At 66.5% G+C, this 25100-nt stretch carries 26 protein-coding genes and 1 pseudogene; 10 read left to right on the forward strand and 17 right to left on the reverse strand.

Annotated features, from left to right (window positions below; translation table 11 throughout):
- Positions 1-37: 37 nt before the first annotated feature.
- The 7 genes from AB0280_RS14040 to AB0280_RS14070 all read right to left on the reverse strand — a co-directional run bounded on the left by AB0280_RS14040 (position 38) and on the right by AB0280_RS14070 (position 7914).
- Positions 38-532, reverse strand: a complete 495-nt coding sequence (locus AB0280_RS14040) for a CoA-binding protein (protein ID WP_214944045.1) — start codon at positions 530-532, stop codon at positions 38-40.
- Positions 529-1881 carry an O-acetylhomoserine aminocarboxypropyltransferase/cysteine synthase family protein gene (locus AB0280_RS14045; protein WP_307487788.1) on the reverse strand — a complete coding sequence of 451 codons (1353 nt, stop codon included), beginning with the start codon at positions 1879-1881 and terminating at the stop codon, positions 529-531. Before AB0280_RS14045 ends, AB0280_RS14040 begins: the two co-directional genes overlap by 4 nt.
- On the reverse strand, positions 1881-3071 hold the full coding sequence (sfnG, locus tag AB0280_RS14050; protein WP_224024721.1) for a dimethylsulfone monooxygenase SfnG: 1191 nt from the start codon (positions 3069-3071) through the stop codon (positions 1881-1883). Before sfnG ends, AB0280_RS14045 begins: the two co-directional genes overlap by 1 nt.
- Positions 3068-5020, reverse strand: coding sequence for an acetate--CoA ligase (acs, locus tag AB0280_RS14055; protein ID WP_366367560.1), 1953 nt, complete (start codon positions 5018-5020; stop codon positions 3068-3070). The genes sfnG and acs overlap by 4 nt, the downstream gene beginning before the upstream one ends.
- Positions 5011-5913 carry an ABC transporter permease gene (locus AB0280_RS14060; RefSeq protein ID WP_307487792.1) on the reverse strand — a complete coding sequence of 301 codons (903 nt, stop codon included), beginning with the start codon at positions 5911-5913 and terminating at the stop codon, positions 5011-5013. The genes acs and AB0280_RS14060 overlap by 10 nt, the downstream gene beginning before the upstream one ends.
- Positions 5913-6962: an aliphatic sulfonate ABC transporter substrate-binding protein gene (locus AB0280_RS14065; protein ID WP_307487794.1), complete on the reverse strand. Its 1050-nt coding sequence runs from the start codon at positions 6960-6962 to the stop codon at positions 5913-5915. The genes AB0280_RS14060 and AB0280_RS14065 overlap by 1 nt, the downstream gene beginning before the upstream one ends.
- Before the next feature lie 136 nt (positions 6963-7098).
- Positions 7099-7914 (reverse strand): ABC transporter ATP-binding protein, encoded by an 816-nt coding sequence (locus tag AB0280_RS14070; protein WP_307487796.1) that lies wholly within the window; start codon positions 7912-7914, stop codon positions 7099-7101.
- A gap of 317 nt (positions 7915-8231) precedes the next feature.
- On the opposite strand from AB0280_RS14070, the gene AB0280_RS14075 reads away from it, so the two are divergent.
- Complete coding sequence (locus tag AB0280_RS14075; protein ID WP_307487798.1) at positions 8232-8657, forward strand: CoA-binding protein; 426 nt, start codon at positions 8232-8234, stop codon at positions 8655-8657.
- Positions 8658-8681: 24 nt separating this feature from the next.
- On the opposite strand, the gene AB0280_RS14080 is transcribed toward AB0280_RS14075, so the two are convergent.
- On the reverse strand, positions 8682-9716 hold the full coding sequence (locus tag AB0280_RS14080; RefSeq protein ID WP_307487800.1) for an isopenicillin N synthase family dioxygenase: 1035 nt from the start codon (positions 9714-9716) through the stop codon (positions 8682-8684).
- A 45-nt stretch (positions 9717-9761) separates the two neighbouring features.
- On the opposite strand from AB0280_RS14080, the pseudogene AB0280_RS14085 reads away from it, so the two are divergent.
- The 5 genes and pseudogenes from AB0280_RS14085 to AB0280_RS14105 all read left to right on the forward strand — a co-directional run bounded on the left by AB0280_RS14085 (position 9762) and on the right by AB0280_RS14105 (position 12609).
- A pseudogene (locus tag AB0280_RS14085) lies at positions 9762-10174 on the forward strand (MmcQ/YjbR family DNA-binding protein).
- Positions 10167-10715, forward strand: a complete 549-nt coding sequence (locus tag AB0280_RS14090; protein WP_307487805.1) for a DUF1990 family protein — start codon at positions 10167-10169, stop codon at positions 10713-10715. Before AB0280_RS14085 ends, AB0280_RS14090 begins: the two are co-directional and overlap by 8 nt.
- Entirely contained in the window at positions 10712-11032 is a 321-nt protein-coding gene (locus AB0280_RS14095; RefSeq protein ID WP_307487807.1) for a putative quinol monooxygenase, read from the forward strand. The genes AB0280_RS14090 and AB0280_RS14095 overlap by 4 nt, the downstream gene beginning before the upstream one ends.
- 16 nt (positions 11033-11048) lie before the next feature.
- Entirely contained in the window at positions 11049-11342 is a 294-nt protein-coding gene (locus AB0280_RS14100) for a DUF503 domain-containing protein (RefSeq protein WP_307487809.1), read from the forward strand.
- Between the two features lie 175 nt (positions 11343-11517).
- A complete protein-coding gene (locus AB0280_RS14105) occupies positions 11518-12609 on the forward strand; it encodes a hypothetical protein (protein WP_366367564.1) in 1092 nt (363 codons plus the stop codon).
- Here the strand turns inward: AB0280_RS14105 and purL are convergent.
- From purL to purS, 3 genes are read right to left on the reverse strand one after another with little or no spacing between them, the layout of a single operon-like run.
- Complete coding sequence (gene purL, locus AB0280_RS14110) at positions 12533-14842, reverse strand: phosphoribosylformylglycinamidine synthase subunit PurL (RefSeq protein ID WP_366367566.1); 2310 nt, start codon at positions 14840-14842, stop codon at positions 12533-12535. The genes AB0280_RS14105 and purL overlap by 77 nt on opposite strands.
- Positions 14839-15612: a phosphoribosylformylglycinamidine synthase subunit PurQ gene (gene purQ / locus AB0280_RS14115; protein WP_366367567.1), complete on the reverse strand. Its 774-nt coding sequence runs from the start codon at positions 15610-15612 to the stop codon at positions 14839-14841. Before purQ ends, purL begins: the two co-directional genes overlap by 4 nt.
- Position 15613: 1 nt before the next feature.
- Positions 15614-15865 (reverse strand): phosphoribosylformylglycinamidine synthase subunit PurS, encoded by a 252-nt coding sequence (gene purS, locus AB0280_RS14120; protein ID WP_015935902.1) that lies wholly within the window; start codon positions 15863-15865, stop codon positions 15614-15616.
- Positions 15866-16137: 272 nt separating this feature from the next.
- On the opposite strand from purS, the gene AB0280_RS14125 reads away from it, so the two are divergent.
- Positions 16138-16323 carry a hypothetical protein gene (locus AB0280_RS14125; protein ID WP_159633506.1) on the forward strand — a complete coding sequence of 62 codons (186 nt, stop codon included), beginning with the start codon at positions 16138-16140 and terminating at the stop codon, positions 16321-16323.
- 249 nt (positions 16324-16572) lie between these two features.
- Positions 16573-19704 (forward strand): S8 family serine peptidase, encoded by a 3132-nt coding sequence (locus AB0280_RS14130; protein WP_366367569.1) that lies wholly within the window; start codon positions 16573-16575, stop codon positions 19702-19704.
- 100 nt (positions 19705-19804) lie between these two features.
- On the opposite strand, the gene AB0280_RS14135 is transcribed toward AB0280_RS14130, so the two are convergent.
- From AB0280_RS14135 to AB0280_RS14150, 4 genes are all read right to left on the reverse strand, one after another.
- Positions 19805-20137, reverse strand: coding sequence for a serine protease inhibitor (locus AB0280_RS14135; RefSeq protein ID WP_159633503.1), 333 nt, complete (start codon positions 20135-20137; stop codon positions 19805-19807).
- Entirely contained in the window at positions 20134-21057 is a 924-nt protein-coding gene (locus AB0280_RS14140) for a 3-methyladenine DNA glycosylase (RefSeq protein WP_425328617.1), read from the reverse strand. The genes AB0280_RS14135 and AB0280_RS14140 overlap by 4 nt, the downstream gene beginning before the upstream one ends.
- Positions 21044-21616: an SSI family serine proteinase inhibitor gene (locus tag AB0280_RS14145; protein WP_366367570.1), complete on the reverse strand. Its 573-nt coding sequence runs from the start codon at positions 21614-21616 to the stop codon at positions 21044-21046. The genes AB0280_RS14140 and AB0280_RS14145 overlap by 14 nt, the downstream gene beginning before the upstream one ends.
- Before the next feature lie 75 nt (positions 21617-21691).
- Complete coding sequence (locus tag AB0280_RS14150; RefSeq protein ID WP_159633494.1) at positions 21692-22165, reverse strand: MarR family winged helix-turn-helix transcriptional regulator; 474 nt, start codon at positions 22163-22165, stop codon at positions 21692-21694.
- A gap of 78 nt (positions 22166-22243) precedes the next feature.
- On the opposite strand from AB0280_RS14150, the gene AB0280_RS14155 reads away from it, so the two are divergent.
- Positions 22244-22486, forward strand: a complete 243-nt coding sequence (locus AB0280_RS14155) for a hypothetical protein (protein ID WP_159633491.1) — start codon at positions 22244-22246, stop codon at positions 22484-22486.
- Between the two features lie 117 nt (positions 22487-22603).
- On the forward strand, positions 22604-22819 hold the full coding sequence (locus AB0280_RS14160) for a hypothetical protein (protein ID WP_159633488.1): 216 nt from the start codon (positions 22604-22606) through the stop codon (positions 22817-22819).
- An 84-nt stretch (positions 22820-22903) separates the two neighbouring features.
- On the opposite strand, the gene AB0280_RS14165 is transcribed toward AB0280_RS14160, so the two are convergent.
- Positions 22904-24262, reverse strand: a complete 1359-nt coding sequence (locus AB0280_RS14165; protein ID WP_224024744.1) for an aspartate kinase — start codon at positions 24260-24262, stop codon at positions 22904-22906.
- Between the two features lie 207 nt (positions 24263-24469).
- Positions 24470-25069, reverse strand: a complete 600-nt coding sequence (gene recR / locus AB0280_RS14170; RefSeq protein WP_141158226.1) for a recombination mediator RecR — start codon at positions 25067-25069, stop codon at positions 24470-24472.
- Positions 25070-25100 lie beyond the last annotated feature (31 nt).

Consider the following 25100-nt stretch of genomic DNA (forward strand, 5'->3'; position numbering starts at 1 on the left):
CGTCGGACGGACCCGCTGTCGCCTCATGCAGTCGCGGTCAGGCCATGACCTGGCGCTTGGAGGAAATCACGCCGGTATCGAAGCCGGCCAGGTGGAGTCCGCCGTGGAAGCGCGCGTGCTCGATCTTCACGCAGCGGTCCATCACCACGTTGAGCCCCGCGGCTTCCGCGCCTGCAGCGACGCCTTCGTGCCAGGAACCCAGTTGCAGCCAGAGTGTTTTGGCACCGGCGGCCACGGCCTCGTCCAGGACGCCCGGAAGGTCGTCATGCTTGCGGAACACGTCGACGATGTCCGGGCTCTCCGGCAGGTCCGCCAGGGACGCATACGTGGGCTGGCCCAGGATCTCCTTGACCACCGGGTTCACGAAATACACCTTGTAGCGGGTGGAGGACAGCAGGTACGTGGCCACAAAGTAGCTGGCCCGCGACGGCTTGTCAGAGGCTCCAACAATGGCAATGGATTTCGCCTGCCGGAGCAGGGCCAGCCGCTCAGGTGCCGACGGGCCGGACCAGGTGCGTTCGGCGGTGCTCATGCGTTTGCTCCGATCGTGCAGGCGCCTGCGGGTTCTTGGGCGACGGCGGCGTCCCGGGCCGCGGCGTTGGAGGCTTCGGTGAGTGCCTGGTCCAGATCCCACAGGATGTCCTCGATATCCTCGAGGCCCACCGAGATGCGGACCAGGTCCTCCGGCACGCCCGCGGATTCCAGCTGGGCTGCGCTGAGCTGCTGGTGGGTGGTGGAGCCGGGGTGGATGACGAGGGTCCGGGAGTCACCCACGTTGGCCAGGTGGGAGGCCAGCTGCAGGGACTCGATGAACTTCTGCCCTGCGGCGCGCCCACCCTTGACCCCGAACGAAAAGACCGACCCGGGGCCCAGCGGCAAGTACTTCCGTGCCCTGTCGTAGTGCGGGTGGGAGGGCAACCCGGAGTAGTTGACGTAAGCCACCCTGTCATCGTTTTCCAGCCACTCGGCCACGGCCCGCGCGTTCTTCAGGTGCTCGTCCAGCCGCTGCGGCAGTGTCTCAACGCCCTGGAGCAGCTGGAACGCCGACTGCGCCGAGAGGGCCGGGCCGATGTCGCGCAGCTGCTCGCTGCGCAGCTTGGTGAGGAAGCCATACTCACCGAAGTTGCCCCACCAGGAGACGTTGCCGTAGGAAGCCACGGGCTCGGTCATGGTGGGGAACTTGCCGTTGCCCCAGTTGAACCGGCCGCTTTCCACCACCACGCCACCGAGTGTGGTGCCGTGGCCGCCCAGGAACTTCGTGGCGGAGTGGATCACGATGTCCGCCCCGTGCTCGATGGGCCGCACCAGGTACGGCGTGCTCAAGGTGGCGTCGACGACCAAGGGGATGCCGGCGTCGTGCGCCACCTTTGCCAGCCCCGCCAGGTCCTGGACCTCCGACGACGGGTTGGCCACCACCTCCACGAAGATGGCCTTGGTGTTGTCCCGGACCGCCGCGGCGTAGTCGGCAGGGTCGGTTCCGGGCACGAACGTGGTGTCCACGCCGAACCGGCGCAGGGTCACGTCCAGCTGGGTCACCGTGCCGCCGTACAGCTGGGAGGCTGCCACGATGTGGTCGCCTGCCTGCGTCAGGGCGGCGAAGGTGATGAACTCCGCTGCCATGCCCGACGCCGTCGCGACCGCTCCGATGCCGCCCTCGAGGGACGCGATGCGCTCCTCGAACGCCGCGACAGTGGGGTTGCCGATGCGGGAGTAGATGTTGCCGTACTTCTGCAGTGCGAACAGGTTGGCGGCGTCGTTGGTGTCTTTGAAGACGAAGGACGTGGTCTGGTAGATGGGAACGGCACGGGCGCCGTGTTCGGCGTCAGGGGTGCCGCCGGCGTGCAGGGCGCGGGTGCGGAAACCGAAAGTACGCTCAGCCATCAGACAGCCACCGCCTGGGCGGCGGGAGTGATTGAGAGGTCGAGTTCCGTGCCGTGCTTGCGGGCCAGGTCCGCCTCAAGCTCCCGGACGATCGGCAGGATGTCCCGGCCGAATGCGGCCACCTCCTCCTGGAAGTGCAGGTAGCAGGTGAGGAACAGGTTCACGCCGATCTTCTTGTATTCGACGATCCGTTCGGCGATCTGCTCCGGGGTGCCGATCAGCTGGGTCTTGAAGCCGTCGTTGTATTGGATCAGGTCCTCGAACGTGGAATCCGCCCACATGCCCTTGCCGTCCTTGGTGGCGGCACCGGCCTCCTGCACCGCGTCCCGGAACCCCTGGACGGCGGGCTTGTGCGCCTTTTCCACGATCTCGCGCAGGGTGTCCCGGGCCTCCTTCTCCGAGTCGCGCGCAATGACGAAGCCGTTCAGCCCGAAACGGGGAGCGGCCAACTGGCCGGCAGTGCCGCGGCGGGCCTCGCCGGCAGAGGCGACGACGCCGGCGATGTTGTCCTTGAAACCCTCAAGGTCCTTGCCATTGGAGAAGTACCAGTCCGCCACGCGGCCCGCGGTGGCCTGGGCCGCCGTCGAGTTTCCACCGAAGAAGATCTCGGGGTGGGCGCGGCCGGGGACGTCCACCGGGGCGGGGTTCAGGGTGAAGTCGGTGATGTTGTAGTACTTGCCGGACTGGCTGTACTCCTTTTCGGTCCACAGGCCGCGCAGGACGTTGATGAATTCCTCGGTGCGGACGTAGCGCTCGTCGTGCTCCAGCCACTCCAGGCCGAAGTTGGTGAACTCGCTCTTCAGCCAGCCGGAGACGATGTTGACGGCGGCACGGCCGTTGGAGATGTGGTCGGCGGTGATGATGTACTTCGCCAGCACGCCCGGGTGCCACATGCCCGGGTGGACCGCGGCGATGACCTTCAGGCGCTCCGTGGCGGCCAACAGGGCCAGGCTGAACGACGTCGCCTCGTGCTGCTTGTCCGCGCCGTAGGAGGCGGCGTAGCGCGTCTGCGTCAGGGCATATTCGAAGCCGGACTCCTCGGCGATGCGCGCCAGTTTTTTGTTGTAGTCGAAGTCCCAGCCGGTGCGCTGTTCGATGGTGGATACCACCAGGCCGCCGGAGACGTTGGGCACCCAGTAGGCGAACTTGAGCGGTTCGGAGAGTCGTGCGACGTTGCTGATCTCGGTCATGAATTTTCCTTCGGTAGGGCCCGCTGGCGCAGGACGTCCTGGATACCGGCGATGGCCGGTTCGTTCTGGAGGGAGGTTGTGTCGCCCAGCGCAGTTCCCTCGAACAGCTGGGTGAGCAGCCGGCGCATGATCTTGCCGCTGCGGGTCTTGGGGACATCGGGAACCACGACGACGTCGCGTGGCTTGGCGATGGGGCCGATCTCCTTGGCCACGTGGTTGCGGAGCTCGTCGATACAGTCAGCCGGGGCCCCGGCCTTCAGCACGACGAAGGCCACCACCGCGTGGCCGGTCTTCGGATCCGCCACCGGGCAGACGCCGGCCTCCACCACGTCCGGGTGCGACACCAGGGCGGACTCGATCTCGATGGTGGAGAGCAGGTGGCCGGAGACGTTCAGGGTGTCATCCACGCGGCCCAGGATCCAGATGTCGCCGTCGGCGTCGTACTTGGCGCCGTCGCCTGCGAGGAACCAGCCCTGGTCCGCGTACTTGCTCCAGTAGGAGTCGAAGTAGCGGCGCGGGTTGCCCCAGACGGTGCGGGCGATGGCGGGTCCGGGGGAGTCAACCACGATGTTTCCCTGTACGCCCGGCGCAACGGTGTTGCCGCCGTCGTCCACGATCCTGGTGCTGACTCCCGGCAGGGGACGGGCGGCGCAGCCGGGCTTGAAGCTGCTGTCCGTCGGCGCGGGGGAGAGGATGGTGGCCCCGGTTTCGGACTGCCACCACGTGTCCACCACCGGTGCAGTGCCGGCGCCCACGTTGTTCCGCAGCCAGCGCCAGGCCTCGGGGTTGACCGCTTCCCCCACGGTCCCCAGCAGGCGGATGGAGGACAGGTCGTAGGTGTCCGGGACGCCGTCCGGGAACCAGCCCATGAGGGACCGGACCAGGGTGGGTGCCGTGTAGTACTGGGTTACGCCGTAGCGTTCGATGACCTCAAAATGCCGGCCCGGGTGCGGGGTGTTGGGAGTGCCTTCGAAGATCACCTGCGTCACGCCGTTGGACAGCGGGCCGTAGATTTCGTAGGTGTGGGCCGTGACCCAGGCGAGGTCGGCCGTGCACCAGTGCACGTCGTGGTCGCGGAGGGCCGGATCCGGGTTGCTGAACAGGTGCTCGAAGCTCCACGAAGCCTGCGTCAGGTAGCCGCCGGAGGTGTGCACCAGCCCCTTGGGCTTTCCGGTGGTGCCGGACGTGTACATGATGAACAGCGGCGTCTCGGCGTCAAACGCCTCCGGCTCGTGGACGTCCGGGGCGTTTCCGACGACGTCATGCCACCACACGTCGCGGCCTGCGGTCATGGAGACGGCGGCCAGGCCGTTGGCAGGGGTGGTGCGGTTGACCACCAGGATGTGCTCGATGGCGTTGTCCCCGGCGACGGCGGCGTCCGCGTTGTCCTTCACGGGAACGGCCACGCCGCGGCGGAACTGGCCGTCGGTGGTGACCAGGAGCTTGGCGCCGGTGTCCTCTACCCGGAACTTCAGCGCTTCGGCCGAGAAACCGCCGAACACCAGGGAGTGGATCGCGCCGATCCGGGCCACGGCGAGCGTGATGATGACTGTCTCGGGGATGACCGGGAGGTAGATGACCACGCGGTCACCCTTGGTGATGCCCAGGGCCAGGAGCGCATTGGCGGCTTTGGCCACCTCGCGCTGGAGTTCGGCGTACGTGATGGACCTGCGGTCGCCCGGCTCACCTTCGAAGTGGAGGGCCACCTTGGCGCCGCGGCCGGCCGCCACGTGGCGGTCCACGCAGTTGGCGGCGACGTTGAGCGTGCCGCCCTCGAACCAGGTGATCTCCGGGCCGCGGGCAGCCTCCGGGTCTGCCGGAAGCCAGCGGTGCGCCGTGTGCCACGGTGTGTCCCAGTCCAGACGCAGCGCCTGCTGCTCCCAAAAGGCAACATTGTCAGGGTGGACCCCCGCGTTCAGGTCCATCGTTTCAGCGGCGCTTAAGCCCATCGTTTCACCGCCCATTTTTCAGCCAGGCCCAGCAGGGCATCGGTAATTTTTCCAATGACGGCGAGCATCACGATGGCCAGGAGCAGCCGGTCAGTTCGGCCGTTGTTTTGCGAGTCGATCAATAGGAAGCCCAGGCCCATGGAGGAAGCGATCAGCTCAGCGGCCACCAGGAAAAGCCAGGCCTGGGCCAGGGCCAGGCGCAGCCCCGAGAACACTGCGGGGACCACCGCGGGAAGCTGCACGGTGGTCAGCAGCCGCACCCCCTTCAGGCCGAAAGCGCGGGCGGCTTCCACCAGGTTCCGGTCCACGTGGCGCAGTGCCAGGGACACGGTGGTGAACACCGGGAAGAACGCGCCGATGATGATGAGGGTGACCTTGGAGTCCTCGCCGATCTTCATCCACAGGATCAGCAGCGGCACCCAGGCGAGCGACGGCACCGCGCGCAGTGCGCCGATGGTGGGTGCCAGCAGGGCGTCGGCCAGTTTGGACAGGCCCACGGTGGCGCCCACGACCAGGCCCAGGACGGCTCCCACCAGGAACCCGATGAGGACCCGCTGGGTGGAGATGGCGATGTGGGTGCCCAGCTCGCCGCGTTCCACGAGCTCGCCGGCAGCAGCCAGCACCATGGCGGGCGGAGGCAGCTGGACCACGGTGAACATACCGTTCGTGGAGGCCACCTGCCATGCTGCCAGCAGCGCAACGGGAATGATGAGGCCAAGGGGCAGACGCGCCCAGTTCCTGGAACGGACTCCGGCGGGAGACCATCCCGGTGCCGGAGCGGATGCCGTAGCGGCGCCCGTCTGGGCGGCGTCTGCCGCGGTTGCGGCGGCGGCTGCAGCACGCCTGTCCGCAACACTGCCGCTGGTGGTCTTCGGCTCTCCTGGGTAGCTCATCAGGAGGCCTTGATGGCTGACGGATCAGCCTTCTTCACCAGCGAGTCGTCGAGAAGGGAGCCCACGGCGTCGTCAATCTGCTTCTGCGTTTTGACGTCACCTGTTTCCACGAAGGTGGGGCCGATCTTCTCCAATACTTTGCGCTGCGCGTCACCGGGCGCGGGGTCCACGTCCAGGTTGCTTCGCTCCAAAACCACGGTCTTAGCCACGGCGAGGTCCAGTCCGGCTACGTCGGCCAGGATCTGGGCGGTCTGGTCCGGGTTCTGCGCCGCCCATGCGCGCGCCTTTTCATAGGCGTTCACCACGGCCTGGGCCAGCTCAGGTTTGTTCTTGAGGAACGATTCGGTGGCGTTCAGGAAGCCGTAGGTGTTGAAGTCCAGGTTGCGGTAGAACAGCTTGGCGCCCTTCTGCTCCGCCCCGGCCATGATGGGGTCCAGCCCGGACCAGGCCTGGACCGAGCCGTTTTCCAGGGCGGTGCGGCCGTCCGCGTGCTGCAGGTTCTGGACGGTCACGTCACCGGGCTTGAGGCCGGCCTGCTCGAGTGCCTGGAGCAGGAAGAAATAGGGGTCGGTGCCCTTGGTGGCGGCCACGGACTTGCCCTTGAGGTCGGCCACGGAGGAGATGTCCGAGCCGGCGGGTGCCACCAGGGCCGCCCACTCGGGCTGGGAGTAGATGTCGATGGTCTTGATTTCCGAGCCGTTGGCCCGGGCCAGCAGCGCTGCGGATCCGGCGGTGGAACCTACGTCGATGGCGCCGGAGCGGAGGGCTTCGTTGGCTTTGTTGGAGCCTGCGGACTGAACCCAGTTCACGGTGACGCCCTGGTCTTTGAGGCTGGCCTCGAGCCAGCCCTGCTTCTTGATGACCAGGCTCAGCGGGTTGTAGGTGGCGAAGTCGATGTTGAGCGTTCCGCCTTTGCTACTACCGGCCGCTGCCGCGCTGCCGGAGGAGCCTTCCCCGGCGACGCAGCCTGTGAGTGCCAGGACCGCGGAGGCAGCAAGGGCTGCTGCGCCAAGGATTGAACGGCGGGTGATGGGCAATGCGTGCGGCATGGGTTTCCTTTGGAAGCGGGTGATGGAACGGTGCGGAGAAGAAGCGGCCGGCCGGGTGCCGGGGAGTGGAGCGTGAAGTACGACGGCGGCAGGCACCAACCGGGGGCGGTGGCGGTCCCGGAGGTGTCAGGGGCGCTTAGTGCCCGTCGACGCCCAGCGTCTCAAGCAGCGAACTGCGCAGGTGCGCGAGTTCCGCGGAGGCACGCTCTCGCGGCCGGCTGCCGGGCACCTTGATGGTCCTGACGATGGTGGCGCCTGCGCCGGCGGCGTCGGGACCCAGGACGATGATGCGGTCGGCGAGCTGAAGGGCTTCGTCAACGTCATGGGTCACCAGCAGGACGGTGGTGGGCTCTTCCCGGTGGATGTCCAGGAGCAGGTCCTGCATCTTGATGCGGGTGAGGGCGTCCAGCGCGCCGAAGGGTTCGTCGAGCAGCAGGACCCCGGGGTTCCGGGCCAGGGCCCGGGCAAGCGACGTGCGCTGCGCCATGCCGCCGGACACCTCGCGGGGACGATGTTTGGCGAAGTCCTGGAGCCCCACGAGTTCCAGGAGCCGCGCCACCTTGGCTTTGCCTTCTTTCGCGCTGGTTCCGGCAGGCAGTCCGATGGCGACGTTGGCCTGCAGGGTATGCCAGGGAAGCAGCCGGGGCTCCTGGAAGGCGAAGGCGCACCGGGGATCGATGCCATGCACGGGGGTGTCCTCGATGACTACCGACCCCGCGCTTGGATAATCCAGGCCGGCGGTGGCGCGCAGGAGGGTGGACTTTCCGCAACCGGAGGGTCCCAGGATGGCCAGCACCTCTCCCGCTGCCACATCGAAGGTCACGTCCCGCAGGACGGTGTGGGCAGCGGAACCGGTACCGAATGTGCGGCGCAGGCCCCGGAAGGACACCGGAAGGGCTGGCGCGTGGGCGGTGCCCGCCCCGGCTGGCAGGGGCGACAAAACTGCGGTCATAGGATCACTCCATCGGTCCTGGCAGTAGCACCCTACGGAGCCAGCCGTCCGGAGTGGTCAGTTCCGGATACCCGCGGCTGCGGTCCTTGCTATCGCCGGGGCGTTGGGGCGCGTCCGGCGACCAGGGTTGCTGCGGCGTCATCGATCCAGGTCTCTCGGCCGCTCGGGATGGTCAAAGACCACTACACAGCAATGAATCGGCGAGAGCAAACTCTCGCGTCTGCCGCGTAATATTCGTTCACGCGTCCGTCAGCGAATGGAGATCGTTCTTTTATTCGACACTCCACGAGCCCGGGCATGGCGCGTAGGCTGATCCCATGGGCCACACGAACGATCCTGCAGTCATTGAACGCCTCATGCGAACCAAGGGCCGCTGGGCCATCGTCGGCCTCACCACCAATGAGTGGCGCGCAGCCTACGATGTTTCGCTCTTTATCCGCGACAAGCTTGGCATGGACATCATTCCCGTCAACCTGCCCGGCGATGCTGTCCACGGCGAAACCGGGTACCGCACGCTGGCCGGCATCCCGGCGGAAAAGCAGCCCATCGACGTCGTGGATTGCTTTGTGAATTCGCAGAAGGTGGGCAGCGTGGTCGACCAGGCCATTGCCGTGGGGGCCAAAGCCGTCTGGCTGCAGCTGGGCGTCATCGATGAGGCGGCGGCGGAGCGCGCCAAGGCGGCCGGCCTCGACGTGGTGATGAACGCCTGCCCGGCGCAGCTCGCCTGGAAGTACAACCTGTAGAGCTTCAGCGGCTCCGGCAGTTAATCAGCTCCGGCCCTGCAACAAGTGAGGATAGTGCCGCTCCGTGACGTCAGGGTGTGCGCGCATGCGGCCCTTGAGCATGTTCATGCCGAAGGAAGCCAGCAGCGGGTTGGCGGGATCGTCCGTGATGCCCCGGGCCGCCGCCTTCAGCCCGGAAGCCAGCGGAACCGGTTCGATGACCGCATCGAGCCGGGGCGACCAGAAGAACGGTACCGAGTAGCGGTCCACGCCCGGCGGCGGGGCCTGGACGCGGTGGACAGTGGCTGCGAGGTATCCCTCCGTGGCTACCTCCAGCATCTCGCCGAGGTTCACCACCAGGGCTCCCGGAAGGGGCTCCACGGGCAACCACTGGCTGGTGCCGGGCGGCAGTACTTCCAGGCCGCCCACGCCGTCCTGGAGCAGGAGGGTCACGAACCCGTAGTCGGCGTGCGAACCGACACCCTGGTCACCGGCGGCTTCCACCACGCCGCCCACGTAGTGCACCAGCTTGCCCATCCACGCCGGGGTGTCCCGGAACGGTTCATCGAAGTAGTCCTCCGGCAGCTGCAGCGACACCGCGATGGCCCGCAGCAGCTCCATCCCTACCTCCGACATGAGTTCGGCCCACTCCATGGCGGCAGGCCTGAGCCCGGGGAACGCCTCGTCCGGCCAGAGGTTGGGCCCCTGCAGCAGCCAGTAGGGCTGGTCCTCCGGATAGTCCTTCACCGGCTCACGTTCGGGGGAGTAGTCGATCTGCTCCCTCGCATCCGCCCGGCCCTGGGTCATTTCGGTGCCCATCCGGGTGTAGCCGCGGAAGTGCGGGGACAGCCGGTTGTCCAGCTTCATCCGCTCCTCAATCGGCAGGTTGAAGAAGCGCCTGAGGAGGTCCAGCAGCTCTTCTGCCTGGCCAGGGCGGCCCCCGTAGCCGGTAATTTGGAAGAAGCCCACATCGTGGGTGGCATGCCGCAGCTGCTCGATGAACTCCGGGCTGAAGGGCCCGTAGGGCTGCCGTGCGGTACTCAGATCCAGAACAGGTATGGCTCCCTGGTCGCGTGACATCCTCGCAGACTAGCACCGTGCAGGCCTGCTTTATAGGCTTCCTTCATGGACCCAAACGCGCTGCGGACGATCTGCCTTTCGTTTCCGGGAGCCTACGAGGATTTTCCGTTCGGACCGGAAACATCGGTCTTCAAGGTCCGGGCCCACATTGCCGGCGGCACCCGCCATGAGGCCAAGCTGTTTGCGTGTCATCCATGGATGAGGACGACTTTTACGTGAACCTGAAGTGCGAACCGGCCCTTGCCGTGCAGCTGCGGGCGGTGCACCCGGCGATTACCGGCGCATGGCACATGAACAAGACCCATTGGAACGGTGTCCGCCTCGACGGTTCGTTGCCGGACGGGATGGTCAGGGACATGGTGGAGGACTCCTACGACCTTGTGGTGTCAGGATTGAGCGGGAAGCAGCAGGAACAACTGGGGTGGGCGCGCCTCGGGAAGGAAGGCAGCATTGACTGACAGGGCCGCGGCCAGGCTGGACTACCCGGGAGTGGGAGGCACGGAACAGGGCAGCGCTCCCGAAGGATACGGCCGTGTCCTTGAGGAGACACGCCTGGGGACCGGACTGGACGTTTACCGTCGCGTGGCGGACGGCATCCTGGCCTGGGAGCTGCAGCGGCGGGCAGGTCTGCGCGTCCGCGCGGACACGCCAAAGGCGGTCCCCGGCGCACGCGTGGTGAGCGGATTCGGCGTCGGGCCCTTCCGCCTGCCGGCCCCCTGCCAGGTGGTGTGGGTCCATGAGCCGACGCCGGACGGCGTGCCGCAATCGGCGGGTTTTGGCTACGGGACGCTGCCCGGACACCCTGCCCGAGGGGAGGAGTCCTTTGAAGTGGAGATCAACAGCCAGGGTGAAGTATGGCTGCGGATCCGGGCGTTCAGCAGGCCTGCCAACTGGTTCTACGCGGCCGGCGGCGTGGTGACCCGTGCGGCGCAGCGCTACGTTACTTCCCGGTACATTGAAGGGGCACGCAGTCTCGCCGCGGAAGGAAAATCCCAGTGATCTTTATCGTCGTCAAGTTCAAGGTCAAGCCCGAGTGGTCCGAGCGCTGGCCGGCCCTCGTGGCGGACTTCACCGAAGCCACCCGGAAGGAACCCGGCAACCTCTGGTTCGACTGGTCCCGCAGCCTGGACGATCCCAACGAATACGTCCTCGTGGAAGCCTTCAAGGACGACGCCGCCGGCGACCACGTGAACAGCGACCACTTCAAGAAGGCCATGGCGGACATGCCGCAGGCCCTCGCCGAAACCCCCAGGATCGTCAGCCGGCAGCTCGACGGCGACGGGTGGGACCGGATGGGCGAGCTCACCATCGAGTAGGGAAGGTCCGGAGCCCATGTGGATTGGCTGGATCGAGTTCGACATCCTCCTTGGCGACGTTCACAGCCTGAAGGAGAAACGGTCCGTCGTCAGGCCGCTCCTGGCCGAGCTCAAACGCCGCTTTGAGGTGTCGGTCGCCGAGGTAGGGGACCACAGCCAGTACCGGCGCTCGCAGCTCGGCGTCGGCCTGGTGGCGGCGGACCGGCCACACCTCATGGAGGTGCTGGCCGCCGTCGAACGCTTTGTGGCCGGCCGGCCCGAGATCGAGCTGCTCAGCGCCCGACAGCGCGAGCTCCACAGCGAAGACTAGCCCCACCGCCACACTCGCCTCGCAAGCTCGGCCAGGGAACCCTGGCGGCGTGGGCCCACCCGCCGATTGCTGAGAACTTGTCGTTTTCACGCGCCAAAACGACATCTGCTCAGCAATGGATGGAGGGTGTGGATAACTTCTGCGGGTGTCGTCCGGATTCTGCTCTCATGGATCGATGAAGACCCCACACCCGCTGCCGGAGGAACTCCGGGGACGCCCCTTCACTCTTGTTGACGCTTCGGTTGCCGGAGTCTCCCCGCGCCGCTGGCGGCACGGGTCGCTGACATACCGTGGCCGGGGCATCAGGGTGGAAGGCACGACGACGGCGTTCCCCTTAAGCGTTCGGGTTCGGCCCTTCATCGAGGTCAACGAGCTGTGTGCAGCCTCGCACGTGACGGCTGCGGAGCTGCATTCGCTGCCGCAGCGGCGCCAGGACGAGGCCTTTGACGATTACCACCTCATCCGCCCCGAAGGTGCAGCCCACCTGGACAGGCCCCATGTCATCGTGCACCGCATGAAGCTGTTTGAGGATGAGGTTGCCACACTTAACGGAATTCCGGTGACAACGCCTGCCCGGACCTGGCTCGACATGGCCGAGTTGTTGTCCGTGGATGAAATCGTGGCCATGGGGGATGCCTGTGTCCGTGCTCCGCGCCCCGACTTCGAGGGCCGCGACTTGCCGCTGTGCAGCATATGGGACCTGCAGCGGACCATCGACAGGCACCGGGGAAAGCGGGGCCTCCGGAAGGCCAAGGAGGCCCTGGAACTCATCCGGGTCGGATCGGATTCGGCCCAGGAAACGATGCTCCGGCTCGCTATCGTCCGCGCAGGCCTGCCCGAGCCCGAGCTGAACGTTCCGATCGTCACTGAGGACGGCGTCAGGCACCATGAACCGGACATGTCTTACCGCAAATACAGGATCGGAATCGAGTACGAGGGCGAGCACCACGGAGATGAAAGCCAGATCGCCAGGGACATAACGCGCTCTGAACGGTACGCCGCCCTGGGGTGGGCGGAGGTCAGGATTTCCAAACGCCACATGGTCAACGATGCGAAACCGGCCGCAGCCAAAGTTCTTGTTGCCCTGGCGCAGGCCGGCGAAGGGGTTCTTAAAATCGAGTGCTCCGTACTTGTCGTTCTGACGGGTCAAAACGACAAGTACGGAGCAGTCGATGGGTGGGGGTGGGGGGCTAGCCGAAGTACTTCGGCAGCGTCCCTTCGTGGGCTTCACGGAGGGCGTCCAGGGACAGGCTCTCCACACCGTTGATCTCCAGCGTGCCGCTGGCCGCGTCCACCACGCCGATGCGGGTGTGCGCGAAGCCGCGGGCGGTGCACATGTCCGTGAAGCGGACTTCCTCGGACCGCGGGACGCCCACGATGGCGCGGCCCTGGGACTCGGAGAAGAGCGCCGTGAACAGGTCCACGCCGTCCCGGTCCATGATGTCCTGCAACGCGATCCGGGCGCCCACGCCGTAGCGCAGCGAGGACTCAACCAGCGCAGCCGCGAGGCCGCCCTCGGAGAGGTCGTGTGCGGCGTCGATCATGCCGTCGCGGGAAGCGTTGATCAGGATCTCGCCCAGGGCGCGTTCTGCCTCCAGGTCGACCTTGGGCGGCTGGCCGCCCAGGTGGCCGCGCATGTTGGCCCATTCGGAACCGTCCAGCTCGGCGCCTGTTGTGCCCAGCAGGTAGATGGCCTGGCCGTCCTCGCGCCAGCCCGACGGCGTGCGGCGGGCCACGTCGTCGAGCTTGCCCAGCACTGCCACCACGGGGGAGGGGTGGATGGGCGTGGTGCCCGTCTGGTTGTACAGCGAGACGTTGCCGCCGGTGACCGGAATGCCCAGCACCATGCAGGCATCGGACAGGCCGCGGATTGCCTCGGCCAGCTGCCACATGACGTCCGGGTCCTCGGGGGAGCCAAAGTTCAGGCAGTCGCTGACGGCCATGGGGATCGCACCCGCGGTGGCCACGTTGCGGTAGGCCTCGGCCAGTGCCAGCTGCGCGCCGTGGTACGGGTCCAGGTAGGTGTAACGGCCGTTGGCATCCGTGGCCAGGGCCACGCCCAGGCCGGACTCCTCGTCAACGCGGACCACGCCCGCGTCGTCGGGGAACGCCATGGAGGTGTTGCCGCCGACGTACCGGTCGTACTGGTTGGTGATCCAGGCCTTGGAGCACATGTTCGGTGAGGCCACGAGTTCGGTCACGCCCGCAGCGAGCTCGGCCGGGGCGGCCGGGCGGCCGGCGTCCTGCACGGAACCGGTGAACGTATCGGCCTGGACGGAATCCTGCCACTCGGGACGGGCGAACGGGCGGTCGTAGACCGGGCCGTCGTGCGCCACGGTGCGGGGATCGACGTCGACAATCACGTCGCCTTCCCAGGTGATGATCAGGCGGCCGGTATCGGTCACCTCGCCCAGCCAGGAGTACTCCACCGCCCACTTGTCCATGACGGCCTCGAACGCTTCCACGTTCTCCGGCGTGACCACGGCCATCATCCGTTCCTGCGACTCAGACATCAGGATCTCGCCCGGGGTCAGCGTGGGGTCGCGCAGCAGGACGGAGGTCAGCTCAACCTGCATGCCGCCGTCGCCATTGGAGGCAAGCTCCGACGTGGCGCAGGAGATGCCCGCGGCGCCGAGGTCCTGGATGCCTTCCACCAGGGAGCCCTTGAAGAGCTCCAGGCAGCACTCGATGAGGACCTTTTCGGCGAAGGGATCGCCCACCTGGACGGCGGGGCGCTTGGAGGGCTTGGTGTCGTCAAAGGACTCGGAGGCCAGCACGGAGGCGCCGCCGATGCCGTCGCCGCCGGTGCGGGCACCGAACAGGACCACCTTGTTGCCCTTGCCGGAGGCGTTGGCCAGGCGGATATCCTCGTGGCGCATGACGCCGACAGCCAGGGCGTTGACCAGCGGGTTGCCCTGGTAGACGGAGTCGAAGACCATCTCGCCGCCGATGTTGGGCAGGCCCAGGGAGTTGCCGTAGCCGCCGATGCCGGCAACCGCGCCGTGCATGACACGGGCGGTGTCCGGGTGGTCGATGGCGCCGAAGCGCAGCGGGTCCATGACGGCGACCGGGCGGGCGCCCATGGAGATGATGTCGCGGACAATGCCGCCGATGCCGGTCGCGGCGCCCTGGTAGGGCTCAACGAACGACGGCGAGTTGTGCGATTCGATCTTGAAGGTCACGGCCCAGCCGTCCCCCAGGTTGGTCACGCCGGCGTTTTCGCCGATGCCCACCAGCATGTCCTTCTTCATTTCCTCGGTGACCTTCTGGCCGAACTGGCGCAGGTGGTTCTTGGAGGACTTGTAGGAGCAGTGCTCGCTCCACATGACGGAGTACATGGCCAGTTCGGCGCCGGTGGGGCGGCGGCCCAGGACCTTGACGATCTCGTCGAACTCGTTCTGCTTCAGGCCGAGCTCGGCCCAGGGCAGCTCGGTGTCCGGGGTCTTGGCAGCGTTCTCGACGGTGTCGATGTTGAACTTCTTGGTGGTTTCGGTGGTCACTTGTCGCCTCCCACAATCTTGTTCAGTACGGAGGTGAAGAAACCGAGTCCGTCGGTGTCGGACCCGCCGATTCCGTCCAGCGATTCGGGGCCGAAGCCCGGTTCCACGGCGTGCTCCGGGTGCGGCATGAGGCCCACCACGTTGCCTGCGGCATTGGAGATGCCGGCGATATCCCGGCGGGAACCGTTCGGGTTGAAGCCCACGAACCGGAAGACGACGCGGCCCTCGGCCTCAAGGGCGTCCAGGGTTTTTTCGTCGGCGATGTACTGGCCGTCCTGGTTCTTCAGCGGGATGGTGATTTCCTGGCCGGCCTGGTAGTCCAGCGTCCACGCGGTGTTGGTGTTCTCGACGCGCAGCACCTGGTCGCGGCAGAGGAACTTCAGGTGGTCGTTCTTGATCATCGAGCCGGGCAGCAGGTGCGACTCGGTGAGGATCTGGAAGCCGTTGCAGATGCCCAGGACGGGCAGCTTGGCGTCGGAGTTGGCGGCGTCGATGATTTTGGACATCAGCGGGGCGAAGCGGGCGATGGCGCCGGCACGGAGGTAGTCGCCGTAGGAGAAGCCGCCGGGAATCACGACGGCGTCCACGTCGCCGAGTTCGGTGTCGCCGTGCCAGAGTTCGACGGCGGTGGCACCGGCGAGGCGCACGGCGCGGGCAGCGTCCCGGTCGTCAAGGGTGCCGGGGAAGGTGACGACGCCGATGCGGGCGCCGGCGAGGCGCGGTTCCGCCGCGACGGCGACAGCTTCGCCGATCAGGGGAAGTTCAGTCATCTCAGGCCTCGACGACCTCGACGTTGACGACGTCCTCGATCACGGGGTTGGAGAGGAGGGTTTCGGCGGCGTCGCGGGCCTGGGCCAGGATTTCCTCCGTCACCTCGCCGTCGACCGTCAGTTCGAAACGCTTGCCCTGGCGGACAGAGCTGAAGCTGGTGAAGCCCAGCCGGGGGAGAGCGCCAACGATTGCCTTCCCCTGGGGGTCCAGAATCTCGGGCTTGGGCATGACGTCAACAACGATCCGGGGCATCCGGCAACTCCTGTGCGTGAGCTTGGGTAAGGGCGCAGCGGAGTGGTGCCGTCTCACGCCGTACCGGGGGTGCCGGGGACAAAGGGGGTCACCTGCGTTGGTTCACCATGAGGTCGGGCGCTCCGCGAGCTTGCTCTACCATTCTACCGGCCCGGGCGCATCCCTTTGAATCGCGTGGTTCCCTGCAGCGGAGCCGCGCGAAACGCCGGGGCCGCACGGCCGTTCTTTGGCTGGTTCTGGAGTTGCCGGGAGGCCTTCACTAGGATTGCTGGATGGCTGAGAATTCGAAGTCCGTGCTGTTGCCGGTGGTTGCCGCTGCCGTGTTCGCCGGTCTGGGCCGGATGGTGTTCCAGAAGGTGAAAGCGGACCGGCTGGCCCGCGAGACCCGGGTGGCCGGGCCTGTGGATGAGAAGACCAGGCAATGGATCAGTGATGTGGTGCGCACTCCCCGGCAGTAGCACGGGCAGGCTTCCTCCGCTCCTTGCAGGGCGTCCTTCGGGGCGCCCTTTTTTAGTTCCGCACTCCTTCGGTGTTCCCCGTATGACAAGCGGAATTTTCTTGAATGTGCTCTATGTCATATCGCGCTATCAGTCTGTACTCTGTGAACAGCCTGGTCGCGGCAAATTACAAAACCTGTAATTCCCTCTGCAGTGCCAGTCATTGGGGCGCCCACCAAGTATGGGCCGCACATCGTGAAAGGGTTGCACGTGAAATCAACTGGAAAGAGCCCTTCGCGGGCTGGGGGACTCCGGAAGGCGGCCGCGCTGGCCGTCGGGCTGCCCCTGATCCTGAGCTCGCTGGCCGTGGCTCCCGCCTCGGCGGCGCCTGGCGTCCAAGGCCCGGGAAATGTTTCCTCCAGCGCAAAGGACAGTCAGTTCAAGGACGGCCGGTACATTGTGGTACTCGCCGGTCCTGCCGCCGCGGCCTACGAAGGGGGAGCTGCAGGACTTGGTGCAACCAAGCCCCAGCTGGGCAGGAAGCTCGACGCCGGCAGTCCCAACTACAAGGCGTACGACGCCCACCTGCGCACCCAGCAACGGGACGTTGCAGCGGCCCAGGGCGTCACCCCCGCCAAACAGTACACGGCAGCCCTTAACGGGTTCACGGCTGAACTGACGGCGGTGCAGGCCGCAGCACTGTCAAAGGACACCCGGGTCCTGGCCGTGGCACCGGACGTCGAGAACAAGCCCGACTACACCACCACCGACTTCCTCAAGCTCACCGGCCCCGACGGCGCCTGGGCCCAGCAGTTCGGCGGCGAAGCCAACGCCGGCAAGGGCGTTGTGGTGGGCGTCATCGACTCCGGCTATGCGCCGGACAACCCCTTCCTCCAGGGCGAACCGCTGAAGCCGCTGCAGGGCGACCCGCAGGTCGGCGTTCCCTACCGCACCGGTGACGGCAGGATTGCCATGCTCAAAGCGGACGGCACAACCTTCGAGGGCGAATGCCAAAAAGGCCAGGGGACCGGGGCGTCCTTTGACGGATCGCTCTGCAATTCCAAGGTCATCGGCGCCCGCTATTTCGCGGATTCCTTCCTTCAGTACGTGCCACCGGCACAGCGCGCCCCGGAAGAGCAGATCTCCCCGGTGGACGTGGGCAGCCACGGCACGCACACCGCCACCACGGCCGCCGGCAACGCCAACATCGAACAGGTGATCGACGGAGCCAGCTTCGGAAAGAGCTCCGGCATCGCCCCCGCCGCCAAGGTTTCGGTCTACAAGGTCTGCTGGGAGGACACCAACCCGGACACGGGCGGCTGCTACTCCTCGGCATCGGTTGAGGCCGTGGACGCGGCCATCAAGGACGGCGTCGACGTCCTGAACTATTCCATTTCGGGCAACAACAACAGCACCACCGACCCCGTGGCGCTGGCATTCCTGAACGCTGCCGCCGCCGGGATCTTCGTCTCGGCCTCCGCCGGAAACTCCGGCCCGACCGCCTCCACGGTGAACCACGCGTCCCCGTGGCTGACCACGGTTGCTGCGTCCACCTTCCCCAGTGACCTGCTGGGAACGGTCAAGGTGTCCGACGGGTCGCTGTACCGCGGCGCGTCAATCATGAAGTCGGAAGTGGCGGACAAGCCCGTTGTCGTGGCTGCTGCTGCCGCGGCCCCCGGCGCGGCCAACCCCAACCTCTGCGGTCCGGGAACCCTTGACGCCGGCAAAGTGGCGGGCAAGGTAGTCGTCTGTGACCGCGGCGTGGTGGACCGGACCGCCAAGAGCCAGGAAGTCCTGGCCAAGGGCGGCGTGGGCATGATTCTGGTCAACCTCACCAGCAGCTCCGAGGACGCCGACAACCACGTCATTCCCACCGTCCACGTCAATGCCCCCAAGAGCCTGGAACTGAAATCCAAGCTGGAAGCCAACCCGGCGCTGACCGTCAGCCTGGTCAAGGGCGACCTGACCGGCCTGCCCCCGGCAGCCGCACCCCAGATCGCCGGCTTCTCATCCCGCGGACCCACCCTGGCCTCCGGCGGTGACCTGCTCAAGCCGGACATCTCTGCCCCCGGTGTCAACGTCCTGGCCGGCGTCTCCACCATCGGCAACCACGGCGCCCAGTTCGGATTCATGTCCGGTACCTCCATGGCAGCCCCGCACATCGCCGGTTTCGGCGCGCTGGTGCTGGGTAAGCAGCCCAAATGGACCCCCGCCAGGGTGAAGTCCGCCATGATGACCACGGCCTATCCGCTGGTCAACGCCGATGGCACCCCCAATACGGATCCGTTCCAGGGCGGCGCCGGCCACATCGACTCCACCCGGGTGCTTGATCCCGGGCTGGTCTACGACTCCGGCATCCAGGACTGGCTTGGTTTCCTGAATGGACAAGGTGTGCAGACCGGAGCGCCACAGGCAGGCACCATCGCCGCCCGCGACCTCAACCTGCCCTCGATCGCCCTGGGCAGCCTGGTTGGAGAGGTCCAGGTGAAGCGCAAGGTGACCGCCTTGGTGCCGGGCATGTACCGTCCCGAGGTGAACATGCCGGGTTTCAACGTCAACGTCGAACCCAAGGCCCTGAACTTCGCCAAGGCAGGCCAGACCCGTGACGTAACCCTGACCATCCGGAACGTCAGCGCACCAATGGGCAAATTCAGCACGGGAAGCCTCACCTGGAAGGGGCCCCGGACGGTGGCGTCACCAATCGCCATCCGCCCCGTTGACGCCCAGATCGCCCCGTCCTTCACCTTCAGCTCGGCCACGGGCACCGGCAGCGGCACCATGGAGCTTGTCTCCGGTTCGGACAATCCCATCGCCGTCGCCGTCGAAGGACTGGCGCCGCTGAGCCAGACCGCCATCACCAAGACCCCGGGCGCGTATGCCCCGACGAACGATGCGCACAATGCCCTGGTCCAGGTAAACGTGCCGGCCGGCACGTCGTTTGCCCGGCTCGGCATCCAGGCGCAGTCGAACGACGTCGACTGGGACATGGTGGTCTACGCCCCGAACGGAGCGGGCGGCCTCACGGCCACTCAGGTGGCAACAGCATCCGCCAGTGAGTTCCTGGACCTGGAATCACCCCGTCCCGGAACCTACTATGTGGTGGCCAACCTGTACGCCACACCTGACAACGGCCCCGCCACGGCCTCCGTCCAGGCCGTGACCTTCGCCGGGGACGCTGGCAATCTCACGGTGAACCCGAACCCCATCGTGGCGCCGAACGGAACCGCCACCTCGGCGACGCTGAACTGGACCGGCCTTGCTGACGGTTCCTACCTCTCACGGCTGAGCCTTGGCAGCAACGGCATCAAAACGTGGGTGAACGTGCAGGTGGGACCGGGCTCCGCGCCCGCCCCGGCCGGCGCTCCCCAGCTTGGCCTGGCGCAGGCGGTACCCGCCGCCTGACCGGGAAGACATGGGGGGAGGTCCCGGGTGGTCGTCAGGCCACCCGGGACCTTTTTCGTTCCGGCCGCTTTCGTTCCTGGCTCGTTGCTGCCGCAGGAAGCTACGTGGCGGTCCCGCCGAGCAGGGGGCCCATGGCTTTCCAGCGGGCGATTTCGCAGCCGTCGGTACGGGAGAAGGTCGCGTGGACGGCGCGCCCACGGTACATACCCGTGACCAGGGCAACCTGCGGGCCCCCGTACTGCTGCGTGCACAGTTTGGGCGGCCCCGGCTTGGGGAAAAAGATGTCTTCGCCGAACCGCTCCACGGCGGCCAGGGCGGTCACGGGCTCTGGCAGGGTGGTCCCGGCAGCCGGGTGCCCGTCCTTTGATACCAGCCGGAACACGTGTTCGGGAGCGTCGGGGTGGTCCCGGATGCTGATGGTCAGGTCTATCACCGTGGCGCTCCTTCCGCGATGACCCCGAGTTCCGCTGCCAGCCGTTCGCGCAGTGCACCCGCTTCCGCTGCGAAAGTGCGCTGGTGCTCAACATAGGCGGCCTTGCCATGGGGCGTCTCAATGGGGATGGCCGGATACCCCCAGTCGGCCAGGTCGTAGGGGGATGCCTGCATATCCATGGCCCTGATCCGCCACGACAGTTCGAAGCAGTCCATCACCAGCTCGCTGGGCAGCGCCGGCAGCAGTTTATAGGCCCATTTGTAGAGGTCCATGTTGGCATGGAGGCATCCCGGCTGCTCCGTGTGCCGCTGCGATTCCCGGCTGGGCGAATGCTCGTTGAGCGGGATGGCGTCCGGGGTGTAGAACCGGAACGCGTCGAAGTGGGTGCAGCGGATCCTGTTGTCCTCCACCACCTTGTCCGTACCGGCCGCACCCAGCCGCAGTTGCAGGTACTCATGCCGGAGGTCGAACTTGTCCTGCCGGTAGACCATGGCCCACTCGTGCAGTCCGAAGCAGCCAAACTGCGCCGGCCTGGCGGCCGTGCCGCGGAGGATGATGCTGGCGAAGGCCACTGCATCCCTGCGGTCGGCCAAAAAGGCGTGCCGGTCGAAGGTGACCGCGGTGCTTCCCGCAGCCAGTCCCAGGGCGGCAAGCTCGCCGTCGTCGAGCGTCCGGTAATGCTTCCAGCCGAGCCGTCCGGCTGCCTGGGCGCCGGTGAGGACTGCGCCGGCACCGGGGTGCCAGCGCTTCAGCTGGCCGGGCTTCTGCGTGTAGTAGGTGAAGAGGAAGTCTTCCACCGGGTGTTTCTGTCCCGCGGAGCGCCGGGCCAGGTATGGATCGGCATAGCGGCTGACGCGCTGCAGGTGGGCCTCTTCCCTTGCCTGCGCAGTGTCCGCCGCCAGGAGCTTAAGAGGCTCCACCGGATGCGCCCAATACGTCCTTGGCAGCGTCCCACGCGCTGATCTCGCATCCGTTGGTCCGCGAAAACTTTGACTCCACGGCGACGCCGTCCACCATGCCCGTGACGGCGGCTGTCTGGGGGCCGCCATACTGCTGGGTGCAGGGCTGTGAGGTTCCGGGCGCGGCCGGAGCGGCGATGGCCGGATTGGCTTTCAGCGCCGCGCAGGCGGCAGCGGCGTTGGGATGGCTGCTTTCCGCGGCCGGCTCGCCTGAGGAGCAGACCAGGGTGTAGTTGACCTCGGGCGCGCCCGGGGACGGCACCAGGGTGATGGCGAGTTCAGCGTTCCCCTGCCCCGGGCCATTGCTTGGCCGTGACGTGGCGGGGGCAGGAGCCGGCACTGAAGTTTCGGTGTCAGGGGAGGGAGCTGCAGAGCCCGGGGAGCTTCCCGGGGCCGTGGAGGTTGAGGCGGAGGAAGGCGCTGTGCCCTTGGACGTGCCGCTGTCAGGGGTGCCGCTGCAACCGGAGATCAGCCCGGCGCCGACCGCCAGGAATGCCGCGAGCATCCGAAATTTCCGCATCAGGCCACCTCTCCTTCGTCCAGTAATTCTAGTCGCTTGGCGTACGGCGGCAGGTTTCCGTTTGGCCGCAATCACTCACTGGGAGGTGGCGGCGATCAGCCCCATCATGGACGCGTGCAGTTCGGTGACCTGTCCGCGGGTCAACCCCAGCCGCTCCATCATGGTCCCCGGCACCCGGAGCGCCTGCTCCCGCAGGGCGGCGCCTTTGGGTGTCAGTTCGACGGCGAGTGCGCGCTCATTGCCGTCCGCACGGCGCCGGGTGATGAGTTCGGCCGCTTCCAGACGGCGCAGGAGCGGGGAGATGGTGGCCGGTTCCTGGGCCAGGGCTTCACTGATGTTCCGGACAGTGCGGGGGCTGTCCTCCCACAGGCAGAGCATTACCAGGTACTGCGGATGGGTGAGGTTGAGCTTCTCGAGCACGGGCTTGTAGGCGCCCACCACGCTGCGGGCAGCCACGGTCAGCGCAAAGCAGAGCTGATGTTCGAGGAGCAGGTCCTCCTCGTGTGCTGCGTCGGTTTCTTTTGAGTCCGTTGCCGCTGTGGCAGTCATTGGTCCTCCGATTGTTAGTGCACTAATGATTAGTGTACATTGGTGGCAGGTTGGACAGTGAGTGGAAGGAACCTCTTCATGGGCAGGGACAGGTCCGCGGACAAGGGCAATGCCTCCCAGCGCTTCATGCGCGCCACCGGGAAGTTGCGGGCCGTTTTCGGTCCCGCCAGCCGCACCGCGCTGGCGCACGACATGACTGACGAGAACCGCCGCCTGCTGGCCCAGCGCCAGGCGGAGACCCAACAGTGGGAGACCATCACCAGGCCGGACGGCAGCACGTATGTTGTCCCGCGGAATCCTGAAGACCGCTCCCTGCGGTAGCGATTCCTTCGCTTTACGCCGGAGCCTTTTCCGCGTCCCGGGCATAAAATAGGGGCACTGGCTCCTGCCGGGGCCTGCTGCACTTTCGCCCGATGGTCGGGAAGGGGGTGGAAAACAGTGGCACATGTCCTCACCAGCTTCATGGGCCTGACTGACAGGCTGCGCTTCGTCTTTGGTCCTGCCACCCGACTGGACGCCGACGCGCCCGTGGTGCACAAACACGACGAATTCGAGCAGGCCTCGGAAGAGGACCTTTCGCATTTCGTGGTGGAGACCGACTCAACCGGCCATCACTACGCCGTACGCCGTGAAGATTTGGAACGCGAAACCTGATTCTTCCTGGATGCTTCCAGAAAACAAAAAAGCCGGACTGCCTTCTCCTTTCGAGGAAAGGGCAGCCCGGCTTTTCGTTGGCGATCAGCGGCCGGTGCCGCCGTATACCGTCGCTTCGCTTTCGGTGTCGAGCCCGAACGCCTTGTGGATGACGCGCACGGCCTCGTCCAGCAGATCGGCGTGCGTGACCACCGAGATGCGGATTTCCGAGGTGGAGATCATGTTGATGTTGATGCCGGCGTCGGAGAGTGCCTTGAAGAACGTGGCCGAGACACCGGGGTGGGACCGCATGCCGGCGCCGATCAGGGACAGCTTGCCGATCTGCTCGTTGTATTCGATGGCCTCGAAGCCGATCTGGTCCTGCGCGGCGTGCAGGGCGGCCAAGGCATCAGCGCCTTCAACGATGGGCAGGGTGAAGGAGATGTCGGTCTTGCCCGTGCCGTGCGTGGACACGTTCTGGACGATCATGTCGATGTTCGAGTGCGCGTCGGCGATGACCTGGAAGATTGCGGCGGCCTTGCCGGGGATGTCGGGGACGCCGACCACGGTGACCTTCGCTTCGGAACGGTCATGCGCAACGCCGGAGATGATTGGCTGCTCCAAGGCAACTCCCTCTTGAGTGGTGATCTTGTCGTCGGCGCTGGGGATGACCCAGGTGCCTTCATGCTGGCTGAATGAGGAGCGGACGTGGAGCGGGACGCCGAACCGGCGGGCATATTCCACGCATCGCAGGTGGAGGATCTTGGCGCCGGAGGCCGCGAGTTCCAGCATCTCCTCGCTGGAGATCGTGTCGATCTTCTGGGCTGACGGGACAACGCGCGGATCGGCGGTGAAGATGCCGTCCACGTCGGTGTAGATCTCGCAGACATCCGCTTCGAGGGCTGCCGCGAGTGCCACGGCCGTGGTGTCGGAACCGCCGCGGCCCAGGGTGGTGATTTCATTGGTGGCCCGGGTCATGCCCTGGAAGCCTGCCACGATGGCGATGTTGCCCTTGTCCAGGGCGGTGCGGATGCGGTGGGGGTCTACGTCGATGATCCGCGCCTTGCCGTGGATGCCGTCGGTAATCATGCCGGCCTGGGATCCGGTGAAGGACTGGGCGGAGGCGCCGAGCTTGTTGATGGCCATGGCCAGCAGCGCCATGGAAATGCGCTCGCCGGCAGAAAGGAGCATGTCCATTTCGCGGGCGGGGGCGGAGTCGGTCACCTGTGCGGCGAGGTCCAGGAGCTCGTCCGTAGTGTCGCCCATTGCCGAGACGACCACCACGACCTCGTTGCCGGCCTGCTGGGCATCCACGACGCGCTTTGCAACGCGCTTGATGCCGTCAGCGTCCGCGACGGAGGAGCCGCCGAACTTCTGCACAATGAGTTGTTTGGTCACCGCGCCGGAGGCGGGTGCCGCCAGCGGCTGTGTTGCGTTGTGCACTTCGGTGGTGGGCGTACTCATGCGCGTACCTTCATCGGATCAATTGGAGTTCTGGAGGCCAGGCAGCCTGACGCTGGACGGCGCGGCTTTCCTCCACAGTTTATCGCCGCGCCCGGAGGGACGTTGAATTGTGACCACATTCCGGCCATGGGGCGCCGTGGTACCCACGGGCAGGGCTGCGGCACGTCCGGCCCCGCGGGCAGTACGACGGCGGGGCCGCCGGGTGCGTCAGCCCAAGGCGTTCCGGCGTCCTTCGAAGGCGCGGCCCAACGTGACCTCGTCGGCATACTCCAGGTCGCCGCCCACGGGAAGTCCGGAGGCAAGGCGCGTCACTGCGATGCCGATCGTCTTGAGCATCCGGGCCAGGTAAGTGGCCGTTGCCTCACCCTCCAGGTTGGGGTCGGTGGCGATGATGACTTCCTGGATCTCGCCGTCGTTAAGCCGGGTGAGCAGTTCGCGGATCCGCAGCTGCTCCGGTCCCACGCCCGCAATGGGATTGATGGCCCCGCCGAGCACGTGGTACCGGCCACGGAACGAACGCGTGCGCTCCACCGCCAGGACGTCCTTTGACTCCTCCACGACGCAGATCACGGCGGGGTCGCGGCGGGGGTCGCGGCAGATATTGCACAGTTCCTGCTCCGTGACGTTGCCACAGACGGTGCAGAACTTCACCCGTTCTTTGACGGTGGTGATGGCCTCAACCAGCCGTTTCATGTCCTGGGGGTCGGCTTCAAGGATGTGGAATGCCAGCCGCTGTGCGGACTTGGGTCCCACGCCCGGAAGGCGTCCAAGCTCATCGATCAGCTCCTGGACAGCACCTTCGTACACGTTTCCCTCTTTAGCTTGGTGTGGATAGCGG

The organism is Pseudarthrobacter sp. 902506025, from assembly GCF_040702325.1.
Taxonomy (GTDB): Bacteria; Actinomycetota; Actinomycetes; order Actinomycetales; family Micrococcaceae; genus Arthrobacter.

Coding starts and splice junctions, on each gene's coding strand:
- AB0280_RS14040 (WP_214944045.1), bottom strand. CDS start 532: ATGAGCACCGCCGAACGCACCTGGTCCGGCCCGTCGGCACCTGAGCGG.
- AB0280_RS14045 (WP_307487788.1), bottom strand. CDS start 1,881: ATGGCTGAGCGTACTTTCGGTTTCCGCACCCGCGCCCTGCACGCCGGC.
- sfnG (WP_224024721.1), bottom strand. CDS start 3,071: ATGACCGAGATCAGCAACGTCGCACGACTCTCCGAACCGCTCAAGTTC.
- acs (WP_366367560.1), bottom strand. CDS start 5,020: ATGGGCTTAAGCGCCGCTGAAACGATGGACCTGAACGCGGGGGTCCAC.
- AB0280_RS14060 (WP_307487792.1), bottom strand. CDS start 5,913: ATGAGCTACCCAGGAGAGCCGAAGACCACCAGCGGCAGTGTTGCGGAC.
- AB0280_RS14065 (WP_307487794.1), bottom strand. CDS start 6,962: ATGCCGCACGCATTGCCCATCACCCGCCGTTCAATCCTTGGCGCAGCA.
- AB0280_RS14070 (WP_307487796.1), bottom strand. CDS start 7,914: ATGACCGCAGTTTTGTCGCCCCTGCCAGCCGGGGCGGGCACCGCCCAC.
- AB0280_RS14075 (WP_307487798.1), top strand. CDS start 8,232: ATGGGCCACACGAACGATCCTGCAGTCATTGAACGCCTCATGCGAACC.
- AB0280_RS14080 (WP_307487800.1), bottom strand. CDS start 9,716: ATGTCACGCGACCAGGGAGCCATACCTGTTCTGGATCTGAGTACCGCA.
- AB0280_RS14100 (WP_307487809.1), top strand. CDS start 11,049: ATGTGGATTGGCTGGATCGAGTTCGACATCCTCCTTGGCGACGTTCAC.
- AB0280_RS14105 (WP_366367564.1), top strand. CDS start 11,518: ATGAAGACCCCACACCCGCTGCCGGAGGAACTCCGGGGACGCCCCTTC.
- purQ (WP_366367567.1), bottom strand. CDS start 15,612: ATGACTGAACTTCCCCTGATCGGCGAAGCTGTCGCCGTCGCGGCGGAA.
- purS (WP_015935902.1), bottom strand. CDS start 15,865: ATGCCCCGGATCGTTGTTGACGTCATGCCCAAGCCCGAGATTCTGGAC.
- AB0280_RS14125 (WP_159633506.1), top strand. CDS start 16,138: ATGGCTGAGAATTCGAAGTCCGTGCTGTTGCCGGTGGTTGCCGCTGCC.
- AB0280_RS14145 (WP_366367570.1), bottom strand. CDS start 21,616: ATGCGGAAATTTCGGATGCTCGCGGCATTCCTGGCGGTCGGCGCCGGG.
- AB0280_RS14150 (WP_159633494.1), bottom strand. CDS start 22,165: ATGACTGCCACAGCGGCAACGGACTCAAAAGAAACCGACGCAGCACAC.
- AB0280_RS14155 (WP_159633491.1), top strand. CDS start 22,244: ATGGGCAGGGACAGGTCCGCGGACAAGGGCAATGCCTCCCAGCGCTTC.
- AB0280_RS14165 (WP_224024744.1), bottom strand. CDS start 24,262: ATGAGTACGCCCACCACCGAAGTGCACAACGCAACACAGCCGCTGGCG.